This is a genomic window from Nocardia arizonensis, from assembly GCF_001310275.1.
Classification (GTDB): Bacteria; Actinomycetota; Actinomycetes; order Mycobacteriales; family Mycobacteriaceae; genus Nocardia; species Nocardia arizonensis.
This window is the reverse complement of sequence record NZ_LGYZ01000035.1, coordinates 1-25,790: the sequence shown is the minus strand read 5'-3', so window position 1 is coordinate 25,790 and position 25,790 is coordinate 1. Positions and strand designations below refer to the sequence as shown.

At 69.1% G+C, this 25,790-nt stretch carries 20 protein-coding genes; 19 read left to right on the top strand and 1 reads right to left on the bottom strand.

Going from position 1 to position 25,790, the window contains the following annotated elements; translation table 11 throughout:
• The first annotated feature begins 4 nt into the window (after positions 1-4).
• From APZ21_RS05650 to APZ21_RS05565, 18 genes are all read left to right on the top strand, one after another.
• The gene (locus tag APZ21_RS05650; protein WP_174553650.1) at positions 5-1,894 is read left to right on the top strand and encodes a peptidoglycan D,D-transpeptidase FtsI family protein; all 1,890 of its coding nucleotides are present in this window, start codon (positions 5-7) and stop codon (positions 1,892-1,894) included.
• A gap of 134 nt (positions 1,895-2,028) precedes the next feature.
• Positions 2,029-3,666: a UDP-N-acetylmuramoyl-L-alanyl-D-glutamate--2,6-diaminopimelate ligase gene (locus tag APZ21_RS05645; protein WP_054812150.1), complete on the top strand. Its 1,638-nt coding sequence runs from the start codon at positions 2,029-2,031 to the stop codon at positions 3,664-3,666.
• A gap of 208 nt (positions 3,667-3,874) precedes the next feature.
• Complete coding sequence (locus APZ21_RS05640; protein ID WP_054812149.1) at positions 3,875-5,410, top strand: UDP-N-acetylmuramoyl-tripeptide--D-alanyl-D-alanine ligase; 1,536 nt, start codon at positions 3,875-3,877, stop codon at positions 5,408-5,410.
• Positions 5,407-6,483: a phospho-N-acetylmuramoyl-pentapeptide-transferase gene (mraY, locus tag APZ21_RS05635; RefSeq protein WP_054812148.1), complete on the top strand. Its 1,077-nt coding sequence runs from the start codon at positions 5,407-5,409 to the stop codon at positions 6,481-6,483. The genes APZ21_RS05640 and mraY overlap by 4 nt, the downstream gene beginning before the upstream one ends.
• A gap of 50 nt (positions 6,484-6,533) precedes the next feature.
• Positions 6,534-7,994 (top strand): UDP-N-acetylmuramoyl-L-alanine--D-glutamate ligase, encoded by a 1,461-nt coding sequence (murD, locus tag APZ21_RS05630; protein WP_054812147.1) that lies wholly within the window; start codon positions 6,534-6,536, stop codon positions 7,992-7,994.
• Positions 7,991-9,493, top strand: a complete 1,503-nt coding sequence (ftsW, locus tag APZ21_RS05625; RefSeq protein ID WP_082392866.1) for a putative lipid II flippase FtsW — start codon at positions 7,991-7,993, stop codon at positions 9,491-9,493. The genes murD and ftsW overlap by 4 nt, the downstream gene beginning before the upstream one ends.
• A complete protein-coding gene (murG, locus tag APZ21_RS05620) occupies positions 9,490-10,611 on the top strand; it encodes an undecaprenyldiphospho-muramoylpentapeptide beta-N-acetylglucosaminyltransferase (RefSeq protein ID WP_054812146.1) in 1,122 nt (373 codons plus the stop codon). Before ftsW ends, murG begins: the two co-directional genes overlap by 4 nt.
• Positions 10,612-10,654: 43 nt before the next feature.
• Positions 10,655-12,094 carry a UDP-N-acetylmuramate--L-alanine ligase gene (gene murC / locus APZ21_RS05615; protein WP_054812154.1) on the top strand — a complete coding sequence of 480 codons (1,440 nt, stop codon included), beginning with the start codon at positions 10,655-10,657 and terminating at the stop codon, positions 12,092-12,094.
• Positions 12,095-12,190: 96 nt separating this feature from the next.
• Positions 12,191-12,832 carry a cell division protein FtsQ/DivIB gene (locus APZ21_RS05610; RefSeq protein ID WP_371852379.1) on the top strand — a complete coding sequence of 214 codons (642 nt, stop codon included), beginning with the start codon at positions 12,191-12,193 and terminating at the stop codon, positions 12,830-12,832.
• Between the two features lie 341 nt (positions 12,833-13,173).
• Positions 13,174-14,376, top strand: coding sequence for a cell division protein FtsZ (gene ftsZ, locus APZ21_RS05605; RefSeq protein ID WP_054812145.1), 1,203 nt, complete (start codon positions 13,174-13,176; stop codon positions 14,374-14,376).
• Positions 14,377-14,472: 96 nt separating this feature from the next.
• On the top strand, positions 14,473-15,201 hold the full coding sequence (pgeF, locus tag APZ21_RS05600) for a peptidoglycan editing factor PgeF (RefSeq protein ID WP_054812144.1): 729 nt from the start codon (positions 14,473-14,475) through the stop codon (positions 15,199-15,201).
• Between the two features lie 58 nt (positions 15,202-15,259).
• On the top strand, positions 15,260-16,018 hold the full coding sequence (locus APZ21_RS05595; protein WP_054812143.1) for a YggS family pyridoxal phosphate-dependent enzyme: 759 nt from the start codon (positions 15,260-15,262) through the stop codon (positions 16,016-16,018).
• A gap of 107 nt (positions 16,019-16,125) precedes the next feature.
• Entirely contained in the window at positions 16,126-16,935 is an 810-nt protein-coding gene (locus APZ21_RS05590; protein WP_054812142.1) for a cell division protein SepF, read from the top strand.
• 89 nt (positions 16,936-17,024) lie between these two features.
• The gene (locus tag APZ21_RS05585) at positions 17,025-17,327 is read left to right on the top strand and encodes a YggT family protein (protein ID WP_054812152.1); all 303 of its coding nucleotides are present in this window, start codon (positions 17,025-17,027) and stop codon (positions 17,325-17,327) included.
• A 66-nt stretch (positions 17,328-17,393) separates the two neighbouring features.
• The gene (wag31, locus tag APZ21_RS05580; RefSeq protein ID WP_054812141.1) at positions 17,394-18,248 is read left to right on the top strand and encodes a DivIVA-like cell division protein Wag31; all 855 of its coding nucleotides are present in this window, start codon (positions 17,394-17,396) and stop codon (positions 18,246-18,248) included.
• A gap of 69 nt (positions 18,249-18,317) precedes the next feature.
• Positions 18,318-18,518 carry a hypothetical protein gene (locus APZ21_RS05575; protein WP_054812140.1) on the top strand — a complete coding sequence of 67 codons (201 nt, stop codon included), beginning with the start codon at positions 18,318-18,320 and terminating at the stop codon, positions 18,516-18,518.
• A gap of 317 nt (positions 18,519-18,835) precedes the next feature.
• Complete coding sequence (ileS, locus tag APZ21_RS05570) at positions 18,836-21,994, top strand: isoleucine--tRNA ligase (RefSeq protein ID WP_054812139.1); 3,159 nt, start codon at positions 18,836-18,838, stop codon at positions 21,992-21,994.
• A gap of 324 nt (positions 21,995-22,318) precedes the next feature.
• Positions 22,319-22,831: an NlpC/P60 family protein gene (locus tag APZ21_RS05565; protein ID WP_054812138.1), complete on the top strand. Its 513-nt coding sequence runs from the start codon at positions 22,319-22,321 to the stop codon at positions 22,829-22,831.
• A gap of 21 nt (positions 22,832-22,852) precedes the next feature.
• Here APZ21_RS05565 and APZ21_RS05560 read toward each other — a convergent pair whose 3' ends face one another.
• On the bottom strand, positions 22,853-23,737 hold the full coding sequence (locus APZ21_RS05560; protein ID WP_054812137.1) for a UTP--glucose-1-phosphate uridylyltransferase: 885 nt from the start codon (positions 23,735-23,737) through the stop codon (positions 22,853-22,855).
• A 478-nt stretch (positions 23,738-24,215) separates the two neighbouring features.
• Here APZ21_RS05560 and APZ21_RS05555 point away from each other — a divergent pair, with 478 nt between their 5' ends.
• On the top strand, positions 24,216-25,523 hold the full coding sequence (locus APZ21_RS05555; RefSeq protein WP_156370714.1) for a DNA polymerase IV: 1,308 nt from the start codon (positions 24,216-24,218) through the stop codon (positions 25,521-25,523).
• Positions 25,524-25,790 lie beyond the last annotated feature (267 nt).

The following is a 25,790-nucleotide window of genomic DNA, read 5'->3' as shown; positions in this document are numbered from 1 at the left end:
CCCGGTGACCCAGGCCAGGCCCGCGCCGCCCCGGCGGCGCGGGCCGCGTCCGCCGGGTGCGCGGCGCCCCCGGCCCGCGCACCCCGATCGTCCGGTCCGACTCCGGCTCGGGGTCGGACGTGTCGTCATGCTCGTCGCCCTGGCGGTCGTGGCGCTGCAATTGCTGTGGATCCAGAGCATTTCGGCGCCCGCGCTGTCGGAGCAGGCCGCGGGCCAGCGCACCACCCGCGAGCCGGAGATGGCCATCCGCGGCCCGATCACCGATCGCAACGGCAAGTCGCTGGCGTTCACCACGGTCGCGAAAGCGCTGACCTTCCAGCCGGTCCGGGTCCGCGAGGAACTCGCCGACGCGCGCGCCAAGAGTTCCAAGGCCCCCGAACCCGAAGAGCGGTTGCGGGCCATCGCCAAGACCATCCACGACAAACTCGGCAAACAGGCTCCGGCGGAATCGGATCTGCTGACCATGCTGCACAGCGACGAACCGTTCGTGTATCTGGTGCGCAATGTGGATGCCAGGATCGCGGCCGATATCCGCGCCCAGTTCCGCGAGGTCGGCGCGGAAGCTCAGCCGCTGCGCGAGTATCCCGGGGGATCGCTCGGCGCCAATATCATCGGCGCCACCGGCTGGGACGGGCACGGGCTCATCGGGCTGGAATCCTCGCTGGACTCGGTGCTCGCGGGCACGGACGGTTCGGTGACCTACGACCGCGGCTCCGACGGCGCGGTCATACCCGGCAGCTGGCGTGACAAGCAGCCCGCGGTCAACGGCAACGGCGTCGAACTCACCCTCGACTCCGATCTGCAGTACTACGTGCAGCAGCAGGTGCAGCAGGCACGGGAGATGTCGGGCGCGCAGGGCGCCTCGGCGGTGGTGCTGGACGCCAGGACCGGTCAGGTGCTGGCGATGGCCAACGACAACACCTTCAATCCGGCGCTCGGCGCGCAGAACTGGGGCACGCTCGATACCAACAACCCCTCGGTCAGCGATCCGTTCGAACCCGGCTCGGTGAACAAGGTCATCACCGCCGCCGCGGCGATCGAATACGGGGTGACCAATCCCGACGAGGTGCTCCAGGTGCCCGGATCGATCCGCATGTCGGGCGTCACCGTCGGCGACGCCTGGGAGCACGATGTCGCGCCGTATACCACCACCGGCATTTTCGGCAAGTCCTCGAACGTGGGCACCCTCATGCTGGCCCAGCGGGTCGGCGAGGACCGCTACGCGGATATGGTGCAGCGGTTCGGACTCGGACAGCGCACCGGGGTCGGCCTGCCCGGCGAGACCGCGGGTCTGGTGCCGTCGCGCGACCAGTGGTCCGGCGGCACCTTTGCCAACCTGCCCATCGGACAGGGCCTTTCGATGTCGGCCCTCCAGATGACGGGAATGTACCAGGCCATCGCCAATGACGGCCTGCGTATTCCGCCGCGCATCGTGCGCGCCACCGTCGCGCCGGACGGCACCCGCAGCGAGGAGCCGCAGCCCGAGGCGGTCCGGGTGGTGAGCCCGCAGACCGCGGCGACACTGCGGACCATGTTCCAGGCCGTGGTACAGCACGACAAGCTGGATTCCGCTCAGAACGGCACCGGCTGGCCCGCGGCCGTCGAGGGATATCAGATCGCGGGCAAGACCGGCACCGCGCAGAAGATCGATCCGCGCTGCAAGTGCTATTCCAGCTCCAGTTACTGGATCACGTTCGCGGGCATCGCCCCCGCGGACAATCCGCGCTACGTGATCGGCCTCATGCTCGACAATCCGGTGCGCAGCTCCGACGGCAGCGGTGGACAGTCGGCCGCACCGCTGTTCCACAGCATCGCCTCGTGGGCGTTGCAGCGCGACCGGATTCCGCCGTCGCCGGGTCCCGCCCGGCAGTTCGTACTGCAGGCCGGGGTGTGATTCGAACTTCTCGCGCCGCGCCCGGCAACCCAACACCTAGGCGCGTTGACCGCCGGTGAGCCCACGTCGGTAACCTGACTCGTCGTCGCAACGAAGCGTTCCTTATTTCTGTGTCCCGATCGGAGAGGAGAGAGGTGCCCGCGCAGTCCAGCCCGCACGCGCTGCGGCCGGCCGCCCCGCCGTCGACGCCGCTGACCACCGTGCTGGAGCTGACGGGCGCCCGCGTCACGGGGCAGGCCCCCGGCGCCGCGGTCGCCCCCGGCGAGGTCTCGGTGACCGGTATCGAACAACGGTCGAACGCGGTGTTACCCGGCGACCTGTTCGCCGGTCTGCCCGGCGCCAAGGCGCACGGCGCCCGATTCGCCGCCGACGCGGTGGCCCGCGGCGCGGTCGCGATGCTCACCGATGCCGAGGGCGCCGAACTCGCGGGCGATCCGGGGGTCCCGGTGCTGGTGCGCGAGCAGCCGCGCGCGGTGCTCGGCGAACTGTCGGCCGCGATCTACGGCAATCCCTCGCAGCGGCTGCGCATCGTCGGCATCACCGGCACCTCCGGCAAGACCACCACGTCGTATCTGGTCGAGGCCGGACTCGCGGCGGGCGGCGCCACCACCGCGCTCATCGGGACCATCGAGACCCGTATCGGCGGACGTCGGGTGCCGAGTGCGCTCACCACACCCGAGGCACCGCAGTTGCACGCCATGTTCGCGCTGATGGTCGAGCAGGGGGTGGACGCGGTGGTCATGGAGGTCTCCAGCCACGCGCTCGCGCTCGGCCGGGTGGACGGTGTGCGCTTCGCGGTCGGCGCGTTCACGAATCTGTCGCAGGACCACTTGGACTTCCACCGCGACCTCGACGACTACTTCGGCGCCAAGCGCAGGCTCTTCGACGCCGACTCCCCGGTGGCCGCCCGTACCGCGGTGATCTGCGTGGACGACGAGTGGGGCGCGCGTCTGGCCGCCGATCTGTCCGATCCGGTCACCGTATCCCGTGGAGCGGCCGCCGCGACCTGGTCCGTCCCGGGTCCGGTCGCCGCGCACGGCGGCGCCCAGGAGTTCACCGCCGTCGGACCGGTCGGGAATGTGGATGTGCGCCTGCGGCTTCCCGGCCGCTACAACGTCGCCAACGCGGTGCTCGCGCTCGCGGTGTGCGAGGCCGCGGGCGTACCCGCCGCGACGGCCGCGCCCGCGCTCGGCACGGTGGACGTGCCCGGCCGCATGCAGCGCGTCGAACGCGGGCAGGATTTCCTCGCCGTGGTCGACTATGCGCACAAGCCCGCCGCGATCGAATCGGTGGTGGCGACCTTGCGAGCGCATCTGCGCGCCGAGACTCCCGAATCGCCGGGACGCCTTGCCGTCGTTGTGGGCGCGGGCGGCGACCGCGACGCGGGCAAACGCGCGCTCATGGGCGCGGCGGGCGCGCGTGGCGCGGATCTGCTGATCATCACCGACGACAATCCGCGCACCGAGGATCCGGCCGCCATCCGCGCCGCGCTGCTAGCCGGTGCGGCCGCGGTGCCCCCCGAGGAACGTGGCGAGGTCCGTGAGATCGGCGACCGCGCCGAGGCCGTCGCGGCGGCAGTGGCGTGGGCGCGCCCGGGTGACGCGGTGCTGGTCGCGGGCAAAGGACACGAGGCGGGGCAGGAGATCCACGGCGTCAAACATCCCTTCGACGATCGCGAGGTGCTCGCTGCCGCGGTCGAGCGCAGGTTGCTCGGCAGCGCCGACGATCAGGACAACGGCGCGAGCGCGGGCGTGTCGGGGGGCTCGCGGTGAACGGACGTGGTGCGGTGAACGGGATACCCCACTGCCGCAATGGCTTCGGCACGGCGCACAATATGCGTTCGGCGCACGGTGTGCGCCGTACTCACACTTCTCGGCCTGCCTGCGGTTCGCGGTCGGTATCGGGTATTCGGTCGGCGCGGCATATCCGCCCGGCACGGCGAAGTCCGCTCAGTACGGACGCGGAGGACTTGACGATTTCATGATCGAGATGACACTGCGGGAGATCGCGGACGCCGTCGGCGGCACGCTGCACGACGTTCCCGACCCGGAGGTACGGGTGACCGGTTCGGTCGAATTCGATTCGCGGCGCATCGGTTCCGGCGGTCTGTTTCTCGCATTGCCCGGCGCGCGCGCGGACGGGCACGATTTCGCCGCGGCGGCCGTCGCCGCGGGCGCCGTCGCGGTGCTGGCCGCGCGGCCGGTGGGCGTGCCCGCCGTCGTCGTCACGCCGAAGCCGGGCACCGTACCCGCGACTTCGGTTGCCCTCGCCGGTGATTCGGACGGGTCAGGGGCGGCCGTCCTGGCCGCGCTGGCGGCATTGGCGCGGGCCAGCGTGCGGCGACTCTCGGCCGCCGACGCGCGCTCGGACGGCGCGCCCGCGCTTCGGGTCGTCGGGGTCACCGGATCCTCCGGCAAGACCTCGACCAAGGACCTGCTCGCCGCGGTGCTCGCCCCGCTCGGGTCGGTCATCGCCCCGCCCGGCTCCTTCAACAACGAACTCGGCCACCCCTGGACCGCGCTGCGCGCCGACGAGTCCACCCGGTTCCTGGTATTGGAATTGTCGGCCCGTGGCCCGGGGCATATCGCCGCGCTCGCCGAGGTCGCGCCGCCGAGCATCGGGGTGGTGCTCAATGTCGGCACCGCGCACCTGGGCGAATTCGGCAGCCGCGAGGCCATCGCCCAGACCAAGGGCGAACTGGTCGAGGCGCTGCCCGCCGATGGACTCGCCGTCCTCAATGCCGACGACCCGCAGGTCGCCGCGATGGCCTCGCGGACCTCGGCGCGGGTGGTGACCGTCGGCCAGGCCACGAGCGCCGACATCAGGGCCTCCGACATCCGGCTCGACGACCGGGCGCGCGCGATCTTCACCCTGCACGCCCCGCAGGGCAGCGTCGAGGTCCGCCTCGCCGTACACGGCGAGCACCAGGTCGGCAATGCCCTCTCCGCGGCCGCGGTCGCCCTCGAATGCGGCGCGGATCTGGCGACGGTCGCCGCGGCGCTCTCGGGTGCGACGGCGGCGTCGGCGCGCCGCATGGACGTGCGCACCACCGAGGACGGCGTCACCGTGGTCAACGATTCCTACAACGCCAATCCCGACTCGGTGCGCGCCGCGCTCAAGGCGCTGGTCACCATGGCGAAGGCGGGGCAGACGCCGCGGCGCAGCTGGGCGGTGTTGGGCGAAATGGCCGAACTCGGCGAGGAATCGGTCATCGAACACGACCGCATCGGCAGGCTCGCGGTGCGCCTGGACGTGGATCGTCTGGTCGTGGTCGGCACCGGGCGGCCCTCCCGCGCGATGCACCAGGGAGCGGTGATGGAAGGCTCATGGGGCGAGGAATCCATTCTCGTCCCGGATATCGGCGCGGCCATGGCCCTGCTCGACGCGGAAGTCGAGTCGGAGGACGTGGTGCTGGTCAAGGCATCGCAATCGGTGGGCCTGTGGGAGGTCGCCGAGCATTTGACGAGCCGGGAGCGCGCAGACGATCGCCGGGGTAGCACGGAGGCAGGGCAGTGAGACAGATCCTATTCTCGGCGGCCATCGCCTTGGCGGTGTCCATTCTGCTGACTCCGCTACTGATCAGGTTCTTCGCCAGACAGGGGTTCGGGCAGGAGATCCGGGTCGACGGCCCGGCCAGTCACCAGTCCAAACGCGGTACCCCGACCATGGGCGGCGTGGCCATCCTGATCGGCATGTGGGCGGGTTATCTCGGATCGCATCTGATCGGCGTCGGCTACGACGCCGAGGGACCGACCGCGTCGGGACTGCTGGTGCTCGGCCTGACCACCGCATTGGGCGCGGTCGGATTCATCGACGACTTCATCAAGATCCGCAGGGGCCGCAATCTCGGTCTCACCGCGGCGGGCAAGTACATCGGGCAGCTCACCGCCGCGGTGATCTTCGGCGTGCTGGCCCTGCAATTCCGCAACGACTACGGGCTCACCCCCGCAAGCAGGCACATCTCCTACGTCCGCGACATCACCACGGTGTCGATGGGCGTGATCTTCTTCCTGCTGTTCGTGAGCCTGATCGTGGTGGCCACCTCGAACGCGGTGAACCTCACCGACGGACTCGACGGCCTTGCCGCGGGCTCGATGAGCCTGGTCATGGGCGGCTATGTGATCATCACGTTCTGGCAGTACTACCACGCCTGCGCCACCAAACCCGAGGCAGGCTGCTACAACGTGCGCGATCCGCTCGACCTGGCGCTGGTGGCCGCCGCGGGCGCCGCGGCGTGTATCGGCTTCCTGTGGTGGAATGCCGCGCCCGCCAAGATATTCATGGGCGACACCGGATCGCTGGCCCTGGGCGGGCTGCTCGCGGGCATGGCGATCACCACCCGCACCGAACTGCTCATGGTCGTGCTCGCCGCGCTGTTCGTCGCCGAAACGCTGTCGGTGATCTTGCAGGTCGCGGTGTATCGCACCACTCGTAATCGGTTGTTCAAGATGGCGCCGTTCCATCATCACTTCGAGCTCAGCAAATGGGCCGAAACGACGGTGATCATCAGGTTCTGGCTGCTGGCGGGCATGGCCTCCGCGGTCGGTCTCGGTTTGTTCTACAGCGAATATCTCTCCGCGGTCGGGTGACAGAAGGCATGGTCGAACATTCTCCGCGGGCCCTGCGATCCCCGGGCCCCATGCTCGAATTCCTGCGCGGCCGTGACGTCCTGGTCGCGGGCTGGGGCGTCTCAGGACGCTCGCTGATCGAGCCGTTGCGCGATATCGGCGCCAATCCGGTGGTGACCGACGCGGGCGCGAAGGCACTCGCCGAGGCCGCCGAACTCGGGTTGGAGGTCGCCACCTGCGTGCATCTGGAGACCACCCGGCCCGCCGACCCCGCGGGCCTGAGCCGCTTCGCGCTGGTGATCACCAGTCCGGGCTGGCGACCGGATTCGCCGGTGCTCGCGGCGGCGGTGACCGAGGGCATCCCGGTATGGGGCGATGTCGAATTCGCCTGGTGGGTGGACCAGGCGCGGATCTACGGTCCGGTCCGCAAATGGCTGGTGGTGACCGGAACCAACGGCAAGACCACCACGACCCAGATGACCTACGCGATCCTGAGAGCGGCCGGTATCGCCAGTGTGGCGTGCGGCAATATCGGCCTGCCGATCCTTGACGCGTTGCGGCGCAATCCCGGTCCGCAGGTGCTCGCGGTGGAACTGTCCTCCTTCCAGTTGCACTGGGCTCCTTCGGTGCGACCGGAGGCGGGCGTGGTGCTGAACGTGGCCGAGGACCATCTGGACTGGCACGGCGGACTCGACGCCTACGCCGCCGCCAAGGCGCGCGCGCTGTTCGGGCGGGTCGGCGTCGTGGGGCTCGACGATCCGGTGGCGGCTTCGCTGGCGCGGCGGGCCAAGGCGCGCCGGGTGATCGGCTTCCGCATCGGGGTGCCCGCCGACGGTGAACTCGGCGTGGTGGACGGCAAGTTGCTCGACCGCGCCTTCACCAAGGCCGCGATCCTGGCCGAGGTCGGCGACATCAGCCCGCCGGGCCCGGCCGGGGTCGCCGACGCGCTGGCCGCCTCCGCGCTGACCCGGGCCATCGATGTGGCCCCGCAGTTCGTGCGGGAAGGCTTGGTCGAGCACAAGGTGGGTCCGCACCGGGCCGCCTTCGTCCGCGAGGTCGGCGGCGTGGACTTCATCGATGACTCCAAGGCCACCAATCCGCATGCGGCGCGGTCCTCGATCCTGGCGCACCCGAGCGTGGTGTGGCTCGCGGGCGGTCAGCTGAAGGGCGCGCACGTGGAGGATCTGGTCGAGGAGGTCGCCGACCGGCTCGTCGGCGCGGTCCTCATCGGCGCCGACGCGCCGGTGCTCGCCGCCGCTTTGGCGCGACACGCGCCCGAAGTCCCGGTCGTGGAGGTGCGCGCGGGAGACGATGCTCTGATGCAGGACGATTCGGCGAGGGCCGAGAAGGCCGATGCCGTCATGGCGCAGGCCGTGCGCGCGGCGGCCGGGTTGGCCAACCGCGGCGATACCGTGCTCCTAGCGCCGGCCGCGGCCTCGCTGGACATGTTCGCCGACTACACCCACCGCGGACGCAGTTTCGCCGACGCGGTACACGCTCTGGAAGACGGTGACATCGGACGGCAGCTATGACCGAGACGACGCGGCGGAGCCGCGAGGGCGGGTCCGAAGCGGCCCCGACGGCGACCGGGGCCGCCCGGTTCGGCGCCTGGTTGGCGCGTCCGCTGGCGTCGTTCCATCTGATCGTCACCATCGCCACCCTGCTGACGGTGCTCGGGCTGGTGATGGTGCTTTCGGCCTCCAGCGTCGAGTCCTACGCCTCGGACGGCTCGGCCTATTCGCTGTTCATCCAGCAGGCCATGTTCGCCGCGATCGGCTGCGTGCTGTTCTATCTTGCGCTGCGCATCCCGCTCAAACGCCTGCGGCAGTGGTCGTTCCCGCTGTTCGCGCTGTCGGTGCTGGCCCTGCTGCTCGTGCTGATTCCCGGCATCGGCGCGCAGGTGCAGGGTGCGCGGCGCTGGTTCGTCTTCGGGCCGATCTCCATCCAGCCCTCGGAGATCGTCAAGGTGACGCTGGTGATCTGGGGTGCGCACCTGCTGGCCTCGCGCCGGTCCGAGCGCGCGAGCCTCAAGGACCTGCTGGTTCCGCTGGTGCCCGCGGGGCTGCTGGTCTGCCTGCTGGTCGTGCTGCAACCGAATCTGTCCACCACCATCGCGCTCGGCATCGTGCTGGCGGCGCTGCTGTGGTTCGGCGGACTTCCGGTGCGGCTGTTCATCACCATCGCGATCTCCGGCGTGATCGCGGCGGGCGTGCTTGCGCTGTCGGCGGGGTACCGCTCCGACCGCATGCGCGCCTTCTTCAATCCCGGCGACGATCCGCAGGGCATCGGCTACCAGGCCCGCCAAGCGCTGTATTCGCTGGCCGACGGCGGTATCTGGGGTCGCGGCCTCGGGCAGAGCCGCGCCAAATGGAGCTACCTGCCCAACTCGCACAACGACTTCATCTTCGCCATCATCGGCGAGGAACTGGGCTTCCTCGGATGCGCGCTGGTACTCGGCTTGTTCGCGCTGTTCGTCTACACCGGGCTGCGGATCGCGGCCCGGTCGGTCGACCCGTTCCTGCGGCTGCTCACCGCGACCGCGACGACCTGGATCACCGCGCAGGCGCTGATCAATATCGGCTACGTCGTGGGTCTGCTCCCGGTGACCGGCCTCCAGTTGCCGCTGGTGTCGGCGGGCGGTTCGTCACTGGCGATCACCCTGTTCATGTTCGGCATCATCGCCAACGCCGCACGGCACGAACCCGAGGCCGTCGCGGCGCTGCACGCCGGACAGGACGGCCGGTTCAGCAGGCTGCTGCGATTGCCCAAACCCGAGGTGTATTCGCCCGCCAAGGCGGAATCGGCGCGTGCGGGCCGTCGCGGTGCGGGTCCGCAGGGGCAGCGCGCCCGCGGCGCCGAACCGCGCGGCGGCGCTCCTCGGCGCCCGTCCGCCGAACCGCGGCGCCGACCGCCGGAACCATTGCGCCGCCGCTCCGTCGAGAGCCGCGGCACCAGCTCCCTGCGCGCCACTCGCGCCTGGGAGCCGAACTATCCGATGCCACATGCTAGAGAACGGGGTAGATCCAGGTGAGTGACGTGCGGTCCGGGCTTTCGGTGATCGTCGCGGGTGGTGGTACCGCGGGACATATCGAGCCTGCCCTCGCCGTCGCGGACGCGCTGCGCCGACTCGACGAGTCCATCCGGGTGACCGCCCTCGGTACCGAACGCGGACTCGAGACGAAGCTCGTCCCCGAGCGCGGTTATCCGCTTGAACTGATTCCGCCGGTCCCGTTGCCGCGCAAACCCAGCGCGGATCTGCTGCGCCTGCCCGGTCGCGTCCGCGCGTCGGTGGCCCGCACGCGGGAGGTGATCGACGCGGTGCGGGCCGATGTGATCATCGGCTTCGGCGGCTATGTCGCCCTGCCCGCGTATCTGGCGGCGGGCAGCGGTGTACTGCGACGGCGCCGCGCGGTGCCGGTGGTCGTGCACGAGGCGAATGCCAAGGCCGGTATCGCGAACAAGGTCGGCGCCCGGCGCGCCGCGCGGGTGCTGGCCGCGGTGCCGGGTTCAGGACTGGCGGGCGCCGAGGTCGTCGGAATCCCGGTGCGCGGCAGTATCACCGGACTTGACCGGGCGTCGCTGCGCGCCGAGGCGCGCGCCCACTTCGGACTGCCCGCCGAGGGACCGGTGCTGCTGGTCTTCGGCGGGTCACAGGGCGCGCGCACGCTCAACGAGGCGGTCTCCGCGGCCGCCCCGCAGCTCGCCGCGGCCGGTATCTCGGTGCTGCACGCGCACGGACCCAAGAACACACTCGAGGTCGCCGCGGAAACCGGCGCGTCGCGCTACGTCGCGGTGCCGTACCTGTCCCGGATGGATCTGGCCTACGCCGCCGCCGACGCGGCGGTGTGCCGGTCCGGCGCGATGACCGTCGCGGAGGTGTCCGCGGTCGGGCTGCCCGCCTTCTACGTGCCGCTGCCGCACGGAAACGGCGAACAGGAACTCAATGCCGGACCGGTGGTCGCCGCGGGCGGTGGCAGAATTGTCCCCGATTCGGAACTGACCCCGAAATACGTCATCGACGAGGTGATTCCGCTGCTCATGGACCCGAACCGGCTCAGTGAGACGGGCCGCGCCGCCGCGGGCGCGGGCCATCGCGATGCCGCCGACGCGGTGGCGCGGATCGCCGTGGAGGTCGCTCGCCGTGCCTGATGAGGACCGCTCGGCGCTGCCCGCCGAGCTACAGCGGGTGCACATGGTCGGCATCGGCGGTGCGGGCATGTCCGGCATCGCCCGCATTCTGCTCTCGCGCGGGGGCGCGGTATCCGGTTCCGACGCCAAGGAGAGCCGCGGCGTGCTCGCGCTGCGGGCTCGCGGCGCACAGGTCCGCATCGGGCACGACGCGAGCGCGCTGGATATGCTGCCCGGCGGACCCACCGTGGTCGTCACCACCTACGCGGCCATCCCCAAGACCAATCCCGAACTCGTCGAAGCGAAGCGGCGCGATATCCCGGTGCTGCTGCGGCCGACCGTGCTCGCCACTCTCATGCGCGGACACCGCACCCTGCTGGTCTCGGGGACGCACGGCAAGACCTCGACCACCTCGATGCTGATCGTGTCGTTGCAGCACTGCGGAGTCGACCCGTCCTTCGCGGTCGGCGGCGAACTCAACGAGGCGGGCACCAACGCTCACCACGGCACCGGCGACATCTTCGTGGCCGAGGCCGACGAGAGCGACGGATCGCTGTTGCAGTACGACCCCGATGTCGCCGTGGTCACCAATATCGAATCCGACCACCTGGACTTCTTCGGTTCCGACGAGGCGTACGTGCAGGTCTTCGATGATTTCGCCGACCGGCTGACCGAGGGCGGCCTGCTGGTGGTGTGTCTGGACGATCCGGGTTCGCGGGCGCTGGCCGAACGGGTCGGTCCACGGCTGGCCGAACGCGGGGTGCGGGTACTCGGCTACGGCTCGGGCGATCTCGCCGACGCCCCGGTGCCGGTCGGCGTGCGACTGCACAGCTGGGAGCCGCGCGATGTCGGCGGTCTCGCGCAATTCCAGCTGGCCGAGGAGACCGCGCCCCGGACGCTGCGGCTGTCGGTGCCGGGCAGGCATATGGCACTCAACGCGCTGGCCGCACTGCTCGCCGCGCGGGCCGCCGGCGCGGATACCGACGAGATCGTGCAGGGGCTCGAGGGTTTCGGCGGTGTGCATCGCCGCTTCCAGTTCGTCGGCCGGGAGAACGGTGTGCGGGTCTTCGACGACTACGCCCACCACCCGACCGAGGTGCGCGCGGTACTCGGCGCGGCGGTCGAACTCGTACGGCAGGAGGCCCGCGACGGCGCGCGGTCGCGGCAGGGCCGGGTCATCGTGGTGTTCCAACCGCATCTGTACAGTCGCACCGCGACTTTCGCGACCGAATTCGGCGAGGCGCTGAGCCTGGCCGACGAGGTGGTCGTGCTCGACGTATACGGCGCGCGGGAGAAGCCGCTGCCGGGGGTCAACGGCGCGCTGGTGGCCCAGAACGTCACCGAACCGGTGCACTACCAGCCGGATATGTCGCGGGTCGGACGCCAGGTGGCCGGGCTGAGCAAACCCGGTGACGTGGTGATCACCATGGGCGCGGGCGATGTGACCATGCTGGGCAGCCAGATTCTCGACGGGCTCCGGGCGCGGCCGCAGTACGGGCGGTGATCCGTCGTGCGATCCGCGAGTGAGGGTCCCGGCGGGTGGGCGGCGGTGATCGGCCGCCTGCGGACCGAACGTCTCGGCGGATCACGGAATCTGCGGTTGTGGGCGGTGCTCGCCGCCTGCCTGCTGACCGTTCTCGTGCTGGTCGCCTGGTTCACTCCCGCGCTGTCGGTGCGCACCGTCGAGATCGACGGACTCGCGGCGGTGCCCGAGGAGCAGGTGCGCGATCAGCTCCGTATCCCGTCGGGGCGTTCGATGTTGCGCATCGACACCGTCGAGGTGGCCCGCCGGGTGGCGACCATTCCGAAGGTGTACAGCGCGCGGGTGCAGCGGGTGTTCCCCTCGACGGTGCGGGTGACCGTGGTCGAGCGGGCGCCGGTGCTGTACTTCGACAGCCCGCAGGGCGCGCATCTGCTGGACGCGGAGGGTACGGAGTTCGCCATCGAGGCACCGCCGATCGGCGTGCCCGTACTTGTCACCGACCATCCCGGCGCCTCGGACCCGGTGACCCAGGCCGCGGTCGTGGTGGTGGCCGTGTTGCCGCCGTCGTTGAGCATCCAGGTCGAGGAGGTTGTGGCGCGGTCGATTTCGGATATCTCGCTGACCCTGAAGGACGGGCGCACGGTACTGTGGGGCGGGGCGAACGACGCCGAGCGCAAGGCGCAAGTGGTGTTACCGCTGCTGACACGCGAGGGCACGGTGTTCGACGTTTCGAGTCCTAATCTGGTCACGGTAAAGTGATCGATACCTATTGTGCCCAGGTATTTTTCGGTGCCGCCTATTTTTCGGTGCCACCGAGAAGCGGGGCCCGGGGGTAACCGTTCACGATACGACGTATCGCACGGCGAGACGAGAGGGATCACACAAGATTCTGTCACTCGTCTCGGCGCGCCTGCGCGCGTATCGCGGCGGCTGCGAATAGCGTTCCGCACCAGTCGGATACTTGACATAACGCTAACCCTATGGTTCAGGTTTAGGGTTTGGCCCGGACGGCGGAGCGTGAGGGCACCACCCGGGCGACGATGGCGAAATGTCCTGAATCCGAAAACGACAGGCTTTAGATCGAAGGAAGGCGAGAGCCCATGACGCCCCCGCACAACTACCTTGCCGTGATCAAGGTCGTCGGTATCGGCGGCGGCGGTGTGAATGCCGTCAACCGGATGATCGAACAGGGACTCAAAGGTGTCGAGTTCATCGCGGTCAACACCGACGCGCAGGCCCTGTTGATGAGCGATGCCGACGTCAAACTCGACGTCGGCCGCGAACTCACCCGCGGCCTCGGTGCGGGCGCGGACCCCGAGGTCGGACGCCGGGCCGCCGAGGATCACAAGGACGAGATCGAAGAGGTGCTCAAGGGCGCCGACATGGTCTTCGTGACCGCCGGCGAGGGCGGTGGCACCGGTACCGGCGGCGCGCCCGTCGTGGCGAGTATCGCCCGCAAACTCGGCGCGCTCACCATCGGCGTGGTCACCCGCCCGTTCTCCTTCGAGGGCAAACGGCGCGGCGGTCAGGCCGAGACCGGCATCAACCTGCTGCGCGAATCCTGCGACACCCTCATCGTCATTCCGAACGACCGCCTGCTCCAACTCGGTGACGCGGCGGTGAGCCTCATGGACGCGTTCCGCTCCGCGGACGAAGTGCTGCTCAACGGTGTACAGGGCATCACCGATCTCATCACCACCCCCGGCCTGATCAACGTCGACTTCGCCGACGTCAAGAGCGTCATGTCCGGCGCGGGCAGCGCGCTCATGGGCATCGGTTCCGCGCGCGGCGAGGGCCGCTCGGTGAAAGCGGCCGAGGCGGCCATCAACTCGCCGCTGCTCGAGGCGTCCATGGACGGGGCGCACGGCGTGCTGCTGTCGATCGCGGGCGGCTCCGATCTCGGTCTGTTCGAGATCAACGAGGCCGCCTCGCTGGTGCAGGAGGCCGCCCACATCGAGGCCAACATCATCTTCGGCACGGTCATCGATGATTCGCTCGGCGACGAGGTGCGGGTCACCGTCATCGCGGCGGGTTTCGACGGCGGCGGTCCGGCCCGGCGCTTCGACGTGCGCCCCGGCACCATCGGCTCCGGCAGCGCGGGGGAGGTACGCGGGTCGCGACCGGAGATACCCACCCGCGACACCACCCCGCGCCCGAGTTCCACCGGGGGGCGCGGCATCCCCAGCTACGCCGATTCCGAGCGTATCCGGCTCGAGACCGCGGCCAACTCGCGCCCGCCCGTCAAACCCGAGGACCCGGATGACGACGACGATGTCGACGTGCCGTCGTTCATGCGGCGATAGGTCGCATCGCACCCAACGAGGCTGGTCCGTACGCCGGATCAGCCTCTCGCTGTTTCGGACATGTCGCGGTCCGGCCGGACCACTACCCTCGGAGCCATGACTGCTGCGCCGACGATGACCGTCCGACGGGTGACCACGACGAGGGCGGGCGGGTTCTCCGCGCCCCCCTACGACTCGTTCAATCTGGGCGACCACGTCGGCGACGACCCGGCCGCGGTGCGCCGCAATCGGGAGCGCCTGGCCGAGGGCATCGGACTCACCCCCGACCGTCTGGTCTGGATGGAGCAGATCCACGGCCGCACCGTGACCATCGTGGACGGACCGCGCGCCGAACCGGTGCCCGCCACCGACGCCCTGGTCACCACCGTGCCGAATCTGGCGCTGGTCACCCTCTCGGCGGACTGCGTGCCGGTACTGCTGTCCGATGACGAGGCCGGTGTGATCGCGGCCGTGCACGCGGGCCGGATCGGCGCGCGCGTCGGAATCGTGCCCGCCGCGCTGGAGGCGATGGTGTCGGTGGGCGCGCGCGTGGATCGTATCGGCGCCTTCCTCGGTCCGGCGGCCTCGGGCAGGCAGTACGAGGTGCCCGCGGCCATGCGCGAGGATGTCGACCGGCGTCTGCCCGGCAGCGCCGCCACCACCGTGCGCGGCACACCGTCGCTGGATCTGCGCGCGGGCATCCGCAGGCAGTTGACCGAGGCGGGGGTCGGCGGCGTCGCGGTCGATCCGCGCTGCACCATCGAGGACAAGACGCTGTTCAGTCATCGCCGTGGCGCGCCGACCGGCCGGATCGCCGGTGTGATCTGGATGCAGGCGGGTATGTGAGTCACGTGCTGGGGCGCGCGGCGGTCCGGTGGACCGGGGACGGGAAAGGCGGGTCGGTGTGAGCGGGACGGCGGAGGCGGCGACGCGATCGAGAACCGCGGAGTTGTCGACTCGGCTGGAGGAGTCGCTGGCCCGGATCGAGGCGGCCCGCGCGGCCGCGGGGCGCGCACCGGATTCGGTGCGATTGCTGCCGGTGACGAAGTTCTTCCCGGCCTCGGATGTGGAGATCCTCTACCGGCTCGGTCGCCGGGAGTTCGGCGAGTCGCGCGAACAGGAGGCGGGCGCCAAGGTCGAGGACGTGCGCGCGGCGCTGCCGGACAGGGATAGCGGCATCCGCTGGCACATGATCGGCCGTTTGCAGCGCAACAAGGCGCGCGCGGTCGCGCGTTGGGCGCACACCGTGCACTCGGTGGACAGCGAGCGTCTGGCAAGGGCGCTTGACATCGGCGCGCGCGCCGCACTCGACGCGGGTTCGCGCGCGGATCCGCTGGAAGTGCTGATCCAGGTGAGTCTGGACGGTGATCCGGCCCGCGGCGGTGTGCTGCCGGAGGAGTTGGATCGCCTCGCGGACCTGGTCGCGGAGTTGCCCGCCGTGCGGTTGGGCGGGCTGATGGCGATCGCGCCACTCGGTAGCGAACCCGATAGCGCGTTCGCCCGGCTTGCGATCTTGCACACGTCGCTGCTCACACGACATCCCACGGCCACCGAGCTTTCGGCAGGAATGTCGGGTGATCTGGAGTCCGCGATCGAACACGGTTCGACATGTGTGCGTGTCGGTACCGCCCTGATGGGTCCGCGACCGATAACCTCGGCGTAGCAAAGAAACCTCATCAGTCACATTCGACACATATGCTTGGGACGGACGAGGGGCTGAGCAAGACTTCAACACCCGGCCGCCACCGGGGCCGAAGGAAGGTCGACCAGATGAGCACGCTGCACAAGTTCAAGGCGTACTTCGGCATGGTTCCGCTCGAGGATTACGAAGACGACTACGTCGACGACCGTGCCCCTCGCGGTGCCGTCGAGCGCGGTGCACGGCCCCGTGGTTACTCCGACCGGGCCGGCTACGGCGCCGACCGCTACGCCGACGATCGCTACGGTCCCGAGCGCTTCGGCGCGGAGCGCTACGGTCCCGAGCGGTTCGACGAGGAGCCCGACTATCCCGAACCGGCGTACAAGTCGCCCTACAAGGCCGGGTACGGCGCCGACCGCTATGCCGACGAGCCGTACGGTGGCGATCGTTACGAGACGCCGCCGCGGCGTCCCACCCGGATCGATGCCGCCCCCTCCTCGGGCGCGCGCTTCCGGTCGGGCGGCGGTGCGCCTATGTTGCGGGGAGCCACCCGTGGTGCGCTCGCCGTCGATCCCGATGCCGAGGAGCGGCGGTTGGAGGAGCGTATGCGCCCGGAGCCCGTCGTCACCCGTCGGCCGGGGATCTTCGAGGACGGAGGCCCCTTGTCCAAGATCACGACGCTGCGCCCGCGCGACTACAGCGAGGCGCGCATCATCGGTGAGCGCTTCCGCGAGGGCAATCCGGTGATCATGGATCTGGTCGACCTCAGCAATGCCGACGCCAAGCGGCTGGTCGACTTCGCCGCGGGTCTCGCCTTCGCCCTGCGCGGCTCGTTCGACAAGGTCGCGACCAAGGTGTTCCTGCTCTCACCCGCCGACGTGGACGTATCGGCCGAGGAACGGCGACGGATCGCCGAAACCGGCTTCTACAACCAGAAATAAGGGTGTGATCCGGGGGGTTCGTCGGCCCGGTACGGCTCGGGGCGGTGTGGTCATTTTGCGCGGCGCGGATTTTGCGGCAGAGTGAACTCGTGGCCTTGTTCGCGGTGCTGTACTTCGTACTGTTCATCTTCTGGCTGTTGCTGATCAGTCGGGTGATCGTCGAGTTCGTGCGTAGCTTTGCCCGCGACTGGCGGCCCACGGGCGTCGTGGTCGTCATCCTCGAGGTGATCTTCACGGTCACCGATCCCCCCGTGAAACTGCTGAGGCGGCTGATACCACCGGTGTCTCTGGGGGGAATTCGCCTGGATCTGTCGATAATGGTCCTGCTTTTCATCGTCTTCATCCTGATGTCGATCGTGAGCAGGCTCGGCCAACCGGTAGCTCCGGTGTGACAGAATGGGCCAAGATACCGTGCCAGATCCGCTAGATCTCCAAAAGACGCGTGAAGGGATCCTTCCATGCCGCTGACTCCAGCCGATGTGCACAACGTCGCGTTCAGCAAACCGCCGATTGGGAAGCGCGGCTACAACGAGGATGAGGTAGACGCCTTCCTGGATCTCGTGGAGCAGGAGCTCTCGCGTCTGATCGAGGAGAACGCGGACCTGCGCCAGCGGGTCGCCGAACTGGATGCCGAACTGGCCGACGCCAAGAAGGCCCGTCCCATGGCGCCCGCCACCGTCAAGGCACCGGTACCCCAGGCACCTCCGCCCCCTGAACCGATCAAACCTCCGGTCCAGCAAGCGCCTCCCGCGCCCATGCCGGTGGCGGCGCCCGGCCCCAAGGAAGCCCCGGGCGCGGATGCGAATCTCCAGGCAGCCAAGGTTCTCAGCCTCGCACAGGAGATGGCCGACAGGCTCACCAGCGATGCCAAGACCGAGTCGGAGAACCTGCTGTCGAATGCGCGGGCGAACTCCGAGCGACTGGTCGGCGACGCGCGCACGCGCTCGGAGGCGATGATCGCCGACGCGCGCCAGAAGTCCGAGGCGATGCTGTCGGACGCCCAGAGCCGTTCCGACAGCCAGTTGCGGCAGGCCAAGGAGAAGGCCGACGCGCTCCAGGCCGACGCCGAGCGCAAGCATTCGGAGATCATGGCCACCATCACCCAGCAGCGCAGTGTGCTGGAAAGCCGGATCGAGCAGCTCAAGACCTTCGAGCGCGAGTACCGGGTGCGCCTGAAGTCCTACCTGGAATCGCAGCTCGAGGAGTTGGAGAACCGCGGCTCGGCGGTGCCGGTCGACGGCGGCGAGGCATTCGCCGACCCCAATACCGCGAACAACCTCGCGCCCGCCTCGTTCGCCAAGGGCGGCAAGTAGCCGTCCGCGGTTGTCGAGCGAGTAGCCAGAGGCACCGTCGAACCGCATGGGATACCTAGGGGGATCCGCATGCTCGTCCTGACGCTGGTCCTGGCCGCAATTGGATTTGCCCTGCTCGTGACCGCATTGACCACGGGGTCGGTGTTGTGGGCATGGGGTTGCATCATCGTGTGTGTTGTCGGTGCCGTGTTGTTGCTGGTGAGTGCGCTGTCCATGCGGCGACCCGATGGTGACCCGCCGCAGCCGCCCGGTCGGCACGCGAAACGGTGACCGCGTCGGTGGCGTGCCCACTCCGCCGCCAACGGCGCGTCCCGCGCCGAATTCATTTGACGGCGCTGGTTAGAATCGAGACGTACGGCGTGGATCCGGCCATCACCGGGGAGCCTTCGGAAGAACGGCCCGTTGTCGGCGGCGCTCAGTAGAACCGAACGGGTCGAGCCCGTCACAGCTCGCAACGAGAGGTCCGGTCGCGAGTTTGCCGGACAAGCGGGGTGGTACCGCGGTCTCGGCGCACCGGTCGCCGTCATCGTCCCCGTGCCCACACCTACGCGCCCGAGGGCGCGGTGGCACGAGGAGACGAATCCGCGATGGCGGACGACAGTAGCAGCGCTTACCCCCGCGTCGATCTCGGCGCAGGCAGCAGCGGTTCCTTCCCGGAGATGGAACGGCGCGTGCTGGATGCCTGGGCCGCCGACGACACCTTCCGCGCGAGTATCGCCAACCGGTCCGCCACGGGCTCCGCCGACGCGCCGACCGAGCCCGCTCCCGAGTTCGTGTTCTACGATGGCCCGCCGTTTGCCAACGGTCTGCCGCATTACGGTCACTTGCTCACCGGATACGTCAAGGATCTGGTTCCGCGTTTCCAGACGATGCGCGGTAGGCGTGTCGATCGGCGTTTCGGATGGGACTGTCACGGATTGCCCGCGGAAATCGAAGCCGAGAAACAGCTCGGTATCACGGACAAATCACAGATCGATGCGATGGGTCTGGCGGAATTCAATGCCGCCTGTAAATCTTCGGTACTGCGGTATACCGGTGAATGGCGCGACTATGTGACCAGGCAGGCGCGCTGGGTGGACTTCGACAACGACTACAAGACCCTCGATCTCGACTTCATGGAGTCGGTGCTGTGGGCATTCAAGTCGTTGTACGACAAGGGCCTTATCTACCAGGGCTTCCGCGTGCTGCCATACAGTTGGTACGAGCAGACGCCGCTGTCGAATCAGGAGACCCGCCTCGACGACGCCTACAAGATGCGCCAGGATCCGGCGGTCACCGTCGACATGGTGCTGTCGGTGCCCGACGACCATCCGCTGCGCGAACTCGACGGCGCCAACGCCCTGATCTGGACGACCACGCCGTGGACGCTGCCCTCCAACCTGGCGATCGCGGTCCATCCCGATGTGCGCTATGTCCACCTGCGCGTCGCCGACGGCAAACGGTATCTGCTGGCCGCCGAACGGGTGGCCCACTACGCGCGCGAGTTCGGCGAGGAGCCGGAGGTGCTCGGCGAATACGACGGCGCGGCGCTGGCCGGGCTGTCCTACGCCCCGCCGTTCGACTTCTTCCTCGGCCACCCGAACGCGCACCGGGTGCTCACCGCCGACTACGTGACCACCGACTCCGGCACCGGAATCGTGCACCTCGCACCGGCCTTCGGTGAGGAGGACATGGACGTGGCCGCGGCCAACGGCATCGAGATCGTGCAGCCGCTCGACCCGGGTGGCAAGTTCACCTCGATGGTGCCGCCGTACGAGGGTCTGATGGTCTTCGACGCCAACCCGGTGATCATCAAGGATCTCAAGGCGGCCGGAAAGCTGTTGCGGCACGAGACGATCGAGCACTCGTACCCGCACAGCTGGCGTTCGGGCCAGCCGCTGATCTACATGGCGGTCCCGTCCTGGTTCGTCGCGGTCACCAAGTTTCGCGACCGCATGGTGGAGCTGAACAAGCGGATCACCTGGGTGCCCGAGCACATCCGCGACGGCCAGTTCGGCAAGTGGCTCGAGGGTGCGCGCGACTGGAACATCAGCCGTAATCGCTACTGGGGCAGTCCGATCCCGGTGTGGGTATCCGACGATCCGGCCTTTCCGCGCGTGGACGTCTACGGTTCCCTCGACGAACTCGAACGCGACTTCGGCGTGCGCCCGACGGATCTGCACCGGCCCATGATCGACGAGCTGACCCGGCCGAATCCCGATGATCCGACCGGCCGTTCGACCATGCGACGGGTACCGGAGGTACTCGACTGCTGGTTCGAGTCGGGGTCGATGCCCTACGCGCAGGTGCACTATCCCTTCGAGAACAAGGAGTGGTTCGACTCGCACTTCCCCGGCGATTTCATCGTCGAGTACAACGGCCAGACCCGCGGTTGGTTCTACACCCTGCACGTGCTCTCGACCGCGCTGTTCGACAGCCCGGCGTTCAAGACCGTTGCCGCGCACGGCATCGTGCTCGGCGACGACGGGCTGAAGATGTCCAAGTCCAAGGGCAACTACCCGGATGTGAACGAGGTGTTCGACCGGGACGGCTCCGACGCCATGCGCTGGTTCCTGATGAGTTCGCCGATCCTGCGCGGCGGCAACCTCATCGTCACCGAGCGCGGTATCCGCGAGGGCGTGAGCCATGCGCTGCGTCCGCTGTGGAACGCGTGGACCTTCCTCCAGCTGTACGCGGCCACGCCGGGAACCTGGCGGACCGACTCCACACATGTGCTCGATCGCTACATCCTGGCCAAGCTCGCGGTGACCCGCGACGCCATGACCGAGGCGCTCGAGGTCTACGACATCGCCTGCGCCTGTGAGGAATTGCGGACCTTCGCCGACGCGCTGACCAACTGGTACGTGCGCCGGTCGCGGTCGCGCTTCTGGTCGGAGGACCGCGACGCGGTCGACACCCTGCACACCGTCCTCGAGGTGGTCACCCGGCTGGCCGCACCGCTGTTGCCACTGATCTCGGAGGTGATCTGGCGCGGGCTCACCGGTGAGCGGTCGGTGCATCTGGCCGACTGGCCGGAGAAGGGCGAGCTCCCGGAGGACGAGGAGCTCGTGGCCGCGATGGACGAGGTGCGCACGGTCTGCTCGACGGTGCTGAGCCTGCGCAAGGCACGGAATCTGCGGGTCCGGCTGCCGCTGTCGGAGGTCACGATCGCCGCGTCCGACGCCGAGCGGCTGCGACCCTACGCCGACATCATCGCCGACGAGGTCAATGTCAAGAGGGTCGATCTGACCACCGACGTGGCCGTGCACGGGCGTTTCGAGTTGGCGGTCAACGCCAGGGCCGCCGGTCCGCGTCTGGGCAAGGACGTGCAGACGGTGATCAAGGCGGTCAAGGCCGGGCAGTGGTCCGAGGACGCGGACGGTGTGGTGAGCGCCGCGGGCATCACGCTGTTGCCCGAGGAGTACACCCAGCGACTGGTCGCGGCCGAACCCGAGTCCACCGCGGCGCTGCCCGGCAATTCCGGTCTGGTGGTGCTGAATTCGGAGGTCACCGAGGAACTCGAGGCCGAGGGCTGGGCCCGCGACCTGATCCGCGATCTCCAGGAGACTCGCAAGTCGCTGGGACTCGACGTGTCCGATCGCATCACCGTGGTGCTCGGCGTGCCCGACGAGCGCTCGGCGTGGGCGCACACCCATCGCGAACTGATCGCCGGGGAGATCCTGGCGACCGAGTTGAGCTTCGGTGACCCGGGCGCCGATGCCGCCGAGATCGTGGGCGGTGTCCGGGTTTCGATCGTCAAGGCGTGAACCGAGGAGTCCGGTGCGGATTACCCGCGCCGGACTCTGTCAATGTGATAAAGGTCATATGCTGAAAATTTGCTGAAAACCTGTTCTCGGGTACGTGTGCCCGGCACAATTCTCGATGTTATTGCTGTTGTCAGGGTTGATTCCTGGGGCAGCAGTACATGATCGGTGAGCTTTTCCTGTGTGAACCGCGTCGTAGCCGGATCCTCGATCGGCGGGTGACGCGCTGTGGTCGGTGGCTCTCCACTCCCCGTTGAGTGGATGCCACGTAGTAGCGGGGCCGTCCGTGGCGGCTCGGGAGCTAGACCTACAGTGAGAGGCGAACACGTGAACAGGAAACCGTTGCGCCGGATATTCTTCGGCTGCGTCATCTCCGCCGCGGCGACCCTGGCATTGGCCGGGCCCGCGTTGTCGGATACCGGAATCTCGTCGCTGAGCGGCGGATCGGGTGGTTCCGGCAGTTCCAGTGGCTCGGCCCTGCTGCCGGTGCCGAGCGTCGCCGGCCTCGGCGCGCTGGCCGCGGCGACGACACAGGTCGGCAAGCCCTACGAATGGGGCGGCGTCGGACCGAATTCCTGGGACTGCTCGGGACTGGTGCAGTGGGCGTTCCGCCAGGTCGGCGTCAGGTTGCCGCGTACGACCTGGCAGCAGGCCACGGTCGGCGCGCCGGTACCGTACGCGGCGCTCTCGCCGGGGGATGTGATCATCCTCAATCGGGACGCGTCCCACGTCGGCATCTACGCCGGATTCGGTCAGGTGCTCAATGCCTTCGACTGGGGTGTTCCGGTCGGCCTTACCCCGCTGAGCCGGTTCGACATCTACTCGATCCGGCGCTTCTGACCGACCGGTCCGCCCGCCTCGTCAGCTGTCCTGATCCACCAATTGGCGTAGCAGCGGACCGTATGCGGGATGGGCCAGCGCCGAGGCGAACTGGGCGACCAGGTAGTCGGCCGGATTGCCGGTGTCGTACCAACGGCCGCGGATGACCTGGCCGAACACCGGATTCTCCGAGGCGTGCACATTGATGGCGTCGGTCAGGTAGACCTCGCCCTCACGGTGCTCGTACCAGCGCTCGGTCTGGCGGCGCAGCTCCTCGATGATGCCGGGGGTCACCACGTATCCGCCGATGGCGGCGAAATGCGACGGCGCGTCCTCCGGTTTGGGCTTCTCCATCAGACCGGTGATCCGCACCAGACCGTCGCCGCGGTCGTCGGCGACGACCGGAACGCCGTAACGGTGGGATTCGGCCGGATCCATCGGCATGAGGGCCAGCACCGGAGCGCCGGTGGTCTCGTAGGCGTCGATGAGCTGCTGGGCGCGCGGCACCGCGGCCACGAACACGTCATCGGGCCAGAGCACCAGCATCGGTTCGTCGCCCAGATTGCGCGCCGCGTTGAGAACCGGGGTGCCGTTGCCGTATGGGCCGTGCTGATCGAGATAGGTGATATGGCCAAGGCGCGACAGTTCGCCGACCTCTTCCACGGCGTCGGCGAAGGCGGTCTTGCCGTCGGCGCGCAGCTGGGCCACCAGCGCCGGATTCGGGCGGAAGTGATCCTGGATCAACGACTTCCCGGCACTGACCACGATCGTGATGTCGGTGATGCCCGAGGCGACGAGTTCGCGCACGGTGTGTTCGATGACCGGCTTGTCGCCGACCGGCAGCATCTCCTTCGGGGTGGCCTTGGTCAGGGGGAGCAGCCGGGAGCCGATTCCGGCGGCCGGGATTACGGCCTTGCGGATCTTCATCACTCGATCATCACATACGACCGCGGCGCGCAGCCGCCATCCCCACCGTTGCGCCTCGGCGCGTCGTGGAATGCATCCGGGCAGGTCAATGGGGGTAACGGGGTGGAGGCGGCGGTGCGCACACTCCGGGCGGATCGACAGCAACCGGCGGGGCCGGTCGCCCGCGGCGCGGGGGCGCGGGCGATCTGTCGGGGTGCGGTCGCCCGGTTCATCGGGCGAGAGGCCCGTGCGGACCCGGCGCTGTTCGCACGGAATGCGGACGTGTCGGTGGTGGCGCGTAGATTTCGTGACATGGGCCAGCGGCACGGGGGACGGACGTGAGTGCCCGCGGTTCCCGGGGCGGACGGGCCGCCGCGGCGCCGGGGTCGGCACACGGGTCCGGGAAACCTACAGCGAAGAGACAGTGAACAGCGGCCAACAGCCGTATCCGCCCGAGCACGCCGATCGGGCGGCGCGGCGCTGGGTGCTGCACATCGACATGGACGCGTTCTTCGCCTCCGTCGAACAGCTGACCCGGCCGACCCTGCGCGGGCGGCCGGTACTGGTCGGTGGCACGGGCGCGCGCGGGGTGGTCGCGGGAGCGAGCTATGAGGCGCGGGTATTCGGCGCGCGCTCGGCCATGCCGATGCACCAGGCGAAGCGGCTGGTGGGCGGCGCGGCGGTGGTGGTGCCGCCGCGCGGTGTGGTCTACGGCGTGATGAGCGGCCGGGTATTCGACACGCTGCGCGGTCGGATCCCGGTACTGGAGACGCTGTCGTTCGACGAGGCGTTCGGTGAACCCGCCGAGCTGGCGGGTGCCACCACCGCGGCCGTGCACGAGTTCTGTGCCGAATTGCGCGCGCTGGTGCGGGAGCGGACCGGTTTGGTCGCCTCGGTGGGCGCGGGTACCGGCAAACAGCTGGCGAAGATCGCGTCCGGTCTGGCCAAACCCGACGGCATCCGGGTGGTGTCACCCACCGAACAGGCTCGTCTGCTGGCGGGTCTGCCGGTGCGCAAACTGTGGGGGATCGGACCGGTGGCCGAGGCCAAACTGCGCTCGCTCGGCATCGAGACCGTCGGGGCCTTCGCCGCGCTTCCCGAGGCCGAGGCGATGTCGATCCTCGGCGGCAGCGTGGGCGCCGCCCTGCACCGGCTGGCGCGCGGCATAGACGACCGACCGGTCGTCGAACGGGCGGAGGCCAAACAGATCAGCGCGGAGACCACCTACGACAGCGATATCGTCACCCTCGCCCAGTTGCGTCCGGCCATCGAGGCGATGGCCGCCGCCGCGCACCGGCGGTTGGCGAAGGACGGCCGCGCGGCGCGGACCGTGGTGCTCAAACTGAAGAAGGCCGATATGAGCATCGTGACCCGTTCGTTCACCCTGCCGTACGCCACCGCCGATCCGGCCACCCTGGCCACCGCGGCGCAGCGTTCGGCGATCGATCCGGTGGAGCTCGGACCGATCCGGCTGGTGGGTGTCGGATACGGCGGCCTGTCCACGGTGCGCCAGGAATCGCTGTTCCCCGAACTGGATCGCGGCTCCGCCGAGGAGCTCGGCGCGGCCGAGTGGGAATCCGAGCCCGCTGGGCGTCCGTCGGTGACTCGCGGCGACACGCGCACGGACTGGTTTCCCGGCATGGACGTGTCCCATACGGAATTCGGGCACGGGTGGGTGCAGGGCGCCGGATCGGGCGTGGTCACCGTGCGATTCGAGACGAGCTCGACAGGGCCGGGTCCGGCGCGTACCTTCGGCGCCGACGACAACAACCTGTCCCGGGCCGACCCGCTCGGCAGTCTCGGCTGACCGGTAGCCTGGGTGGTCGCGCGGCGCCGCCGGTCGGGTGGGCGCCGCACGACAGCCGGGATATCCCGTATCCGCCTACTCGAACGCAAAGGACGAGCAGTTGAAGCTTCGTAGAACTGGACGCATCGCGATCGCGGGCCTCGCCGTCGCCGCCTGCCTGAGCATGACCGCCTGCGGTGGGGACGACAAGAGCGACGCCAAGCCGACCAAGACGTCGACCAGTGCCAAGGCCACCATCGCGGCGAATCTGCCCGCGGTCCCGACCGT

What these genes read in the sequence shown, in the direction of transcription:
- murC (WP_054812154.1), top strand. Translation starts at nt 10,655, where the DNA reads ATGGTCGGCATCGGCGGTGCGGGCATGTCCGGCATCGCCCGCATTCTG.
- APZ21_RS05560 (WP_054812137.1), bottom strand. Translation starts at nt 23,737, where the DNA reads ATGAAGATCCGCAAGGCCGTAATCCCGGCCGCCGGAATCGGCTCCCGG.
- APZ21_RS05590 (WP_054812142.1), top strand. Translation starts at nt 16,126, where the DNA reads ATGAGCACGCTGCACAAGTTCAAGGCGTACTTCGGCATGGTTCCGCTC.
- APZ21_RS05575 (WP_054812140.1), top strand. Translation starts at nt 18,318, where the DNA reads ATGCTCGTCCTGACGCTGGTCCTGGCCGCAATTGGATTTGCCCTGCTC.
- pgeF (WP_054812144.1), top strand. Translation starts at nt 14,473, where the DNA reads ATGACTGCTGCGCCGACGATGACCGTCCGACGGGTGACCACGACGAGG.
- ftsZ (WP_054812145.1), top strand. Translation starts at nt 13,174, where the DNA reads ATGACGCCCCCGCACAACTACCTTGCCGTGATCAAGGTCGTCGGTATC.
- wag31 (WP_054812141.1), top strand. Translation starts at nt 17,394, where the DNA reads ATGCCGCTGACTCCAGCCGATGTGCACAACGTCGCGTTCAGCAAACCG.
- ileS (WP_054812139.1), top strand. Translation starts at nt 18,836, where the DNA reads ATGGCGGACGACAGTAGCAGCGCTTACCCCCGCGTCGATCTCGGCGCA.
- murD (WP_054812147.1), top strand. Translation starts at nt 6,534, where the DNA reads ATGCTCGAATTCCTGCGCGGCCGTGACGTCCTGGTCGCGGGCTGGGGC.
- APZ21_RS05640 (WP_054812149.1), top strand. Translation starts at nt 3,875, where the DNA reads ATGATCGAGATGACACTGCGGGAGATCGCGGACGCCGTCGGCGGCACG.
- ftsW (WP_082392866.1), top strand. Translation starts at nt 7,991, where the DNA reads ATGACCGAGACGACGCGGCGGAGCCGCGAGGGCGGGTCCGAAGCGGCC.
- APZ21_RS05555 (WP_156370714.1), top strand. Translation starts at nt 24,216, where the DNA reads ATGGACGCGTTCTTCGCCTCCGTCGAACAGCTGACCCGGCCGACCCTG.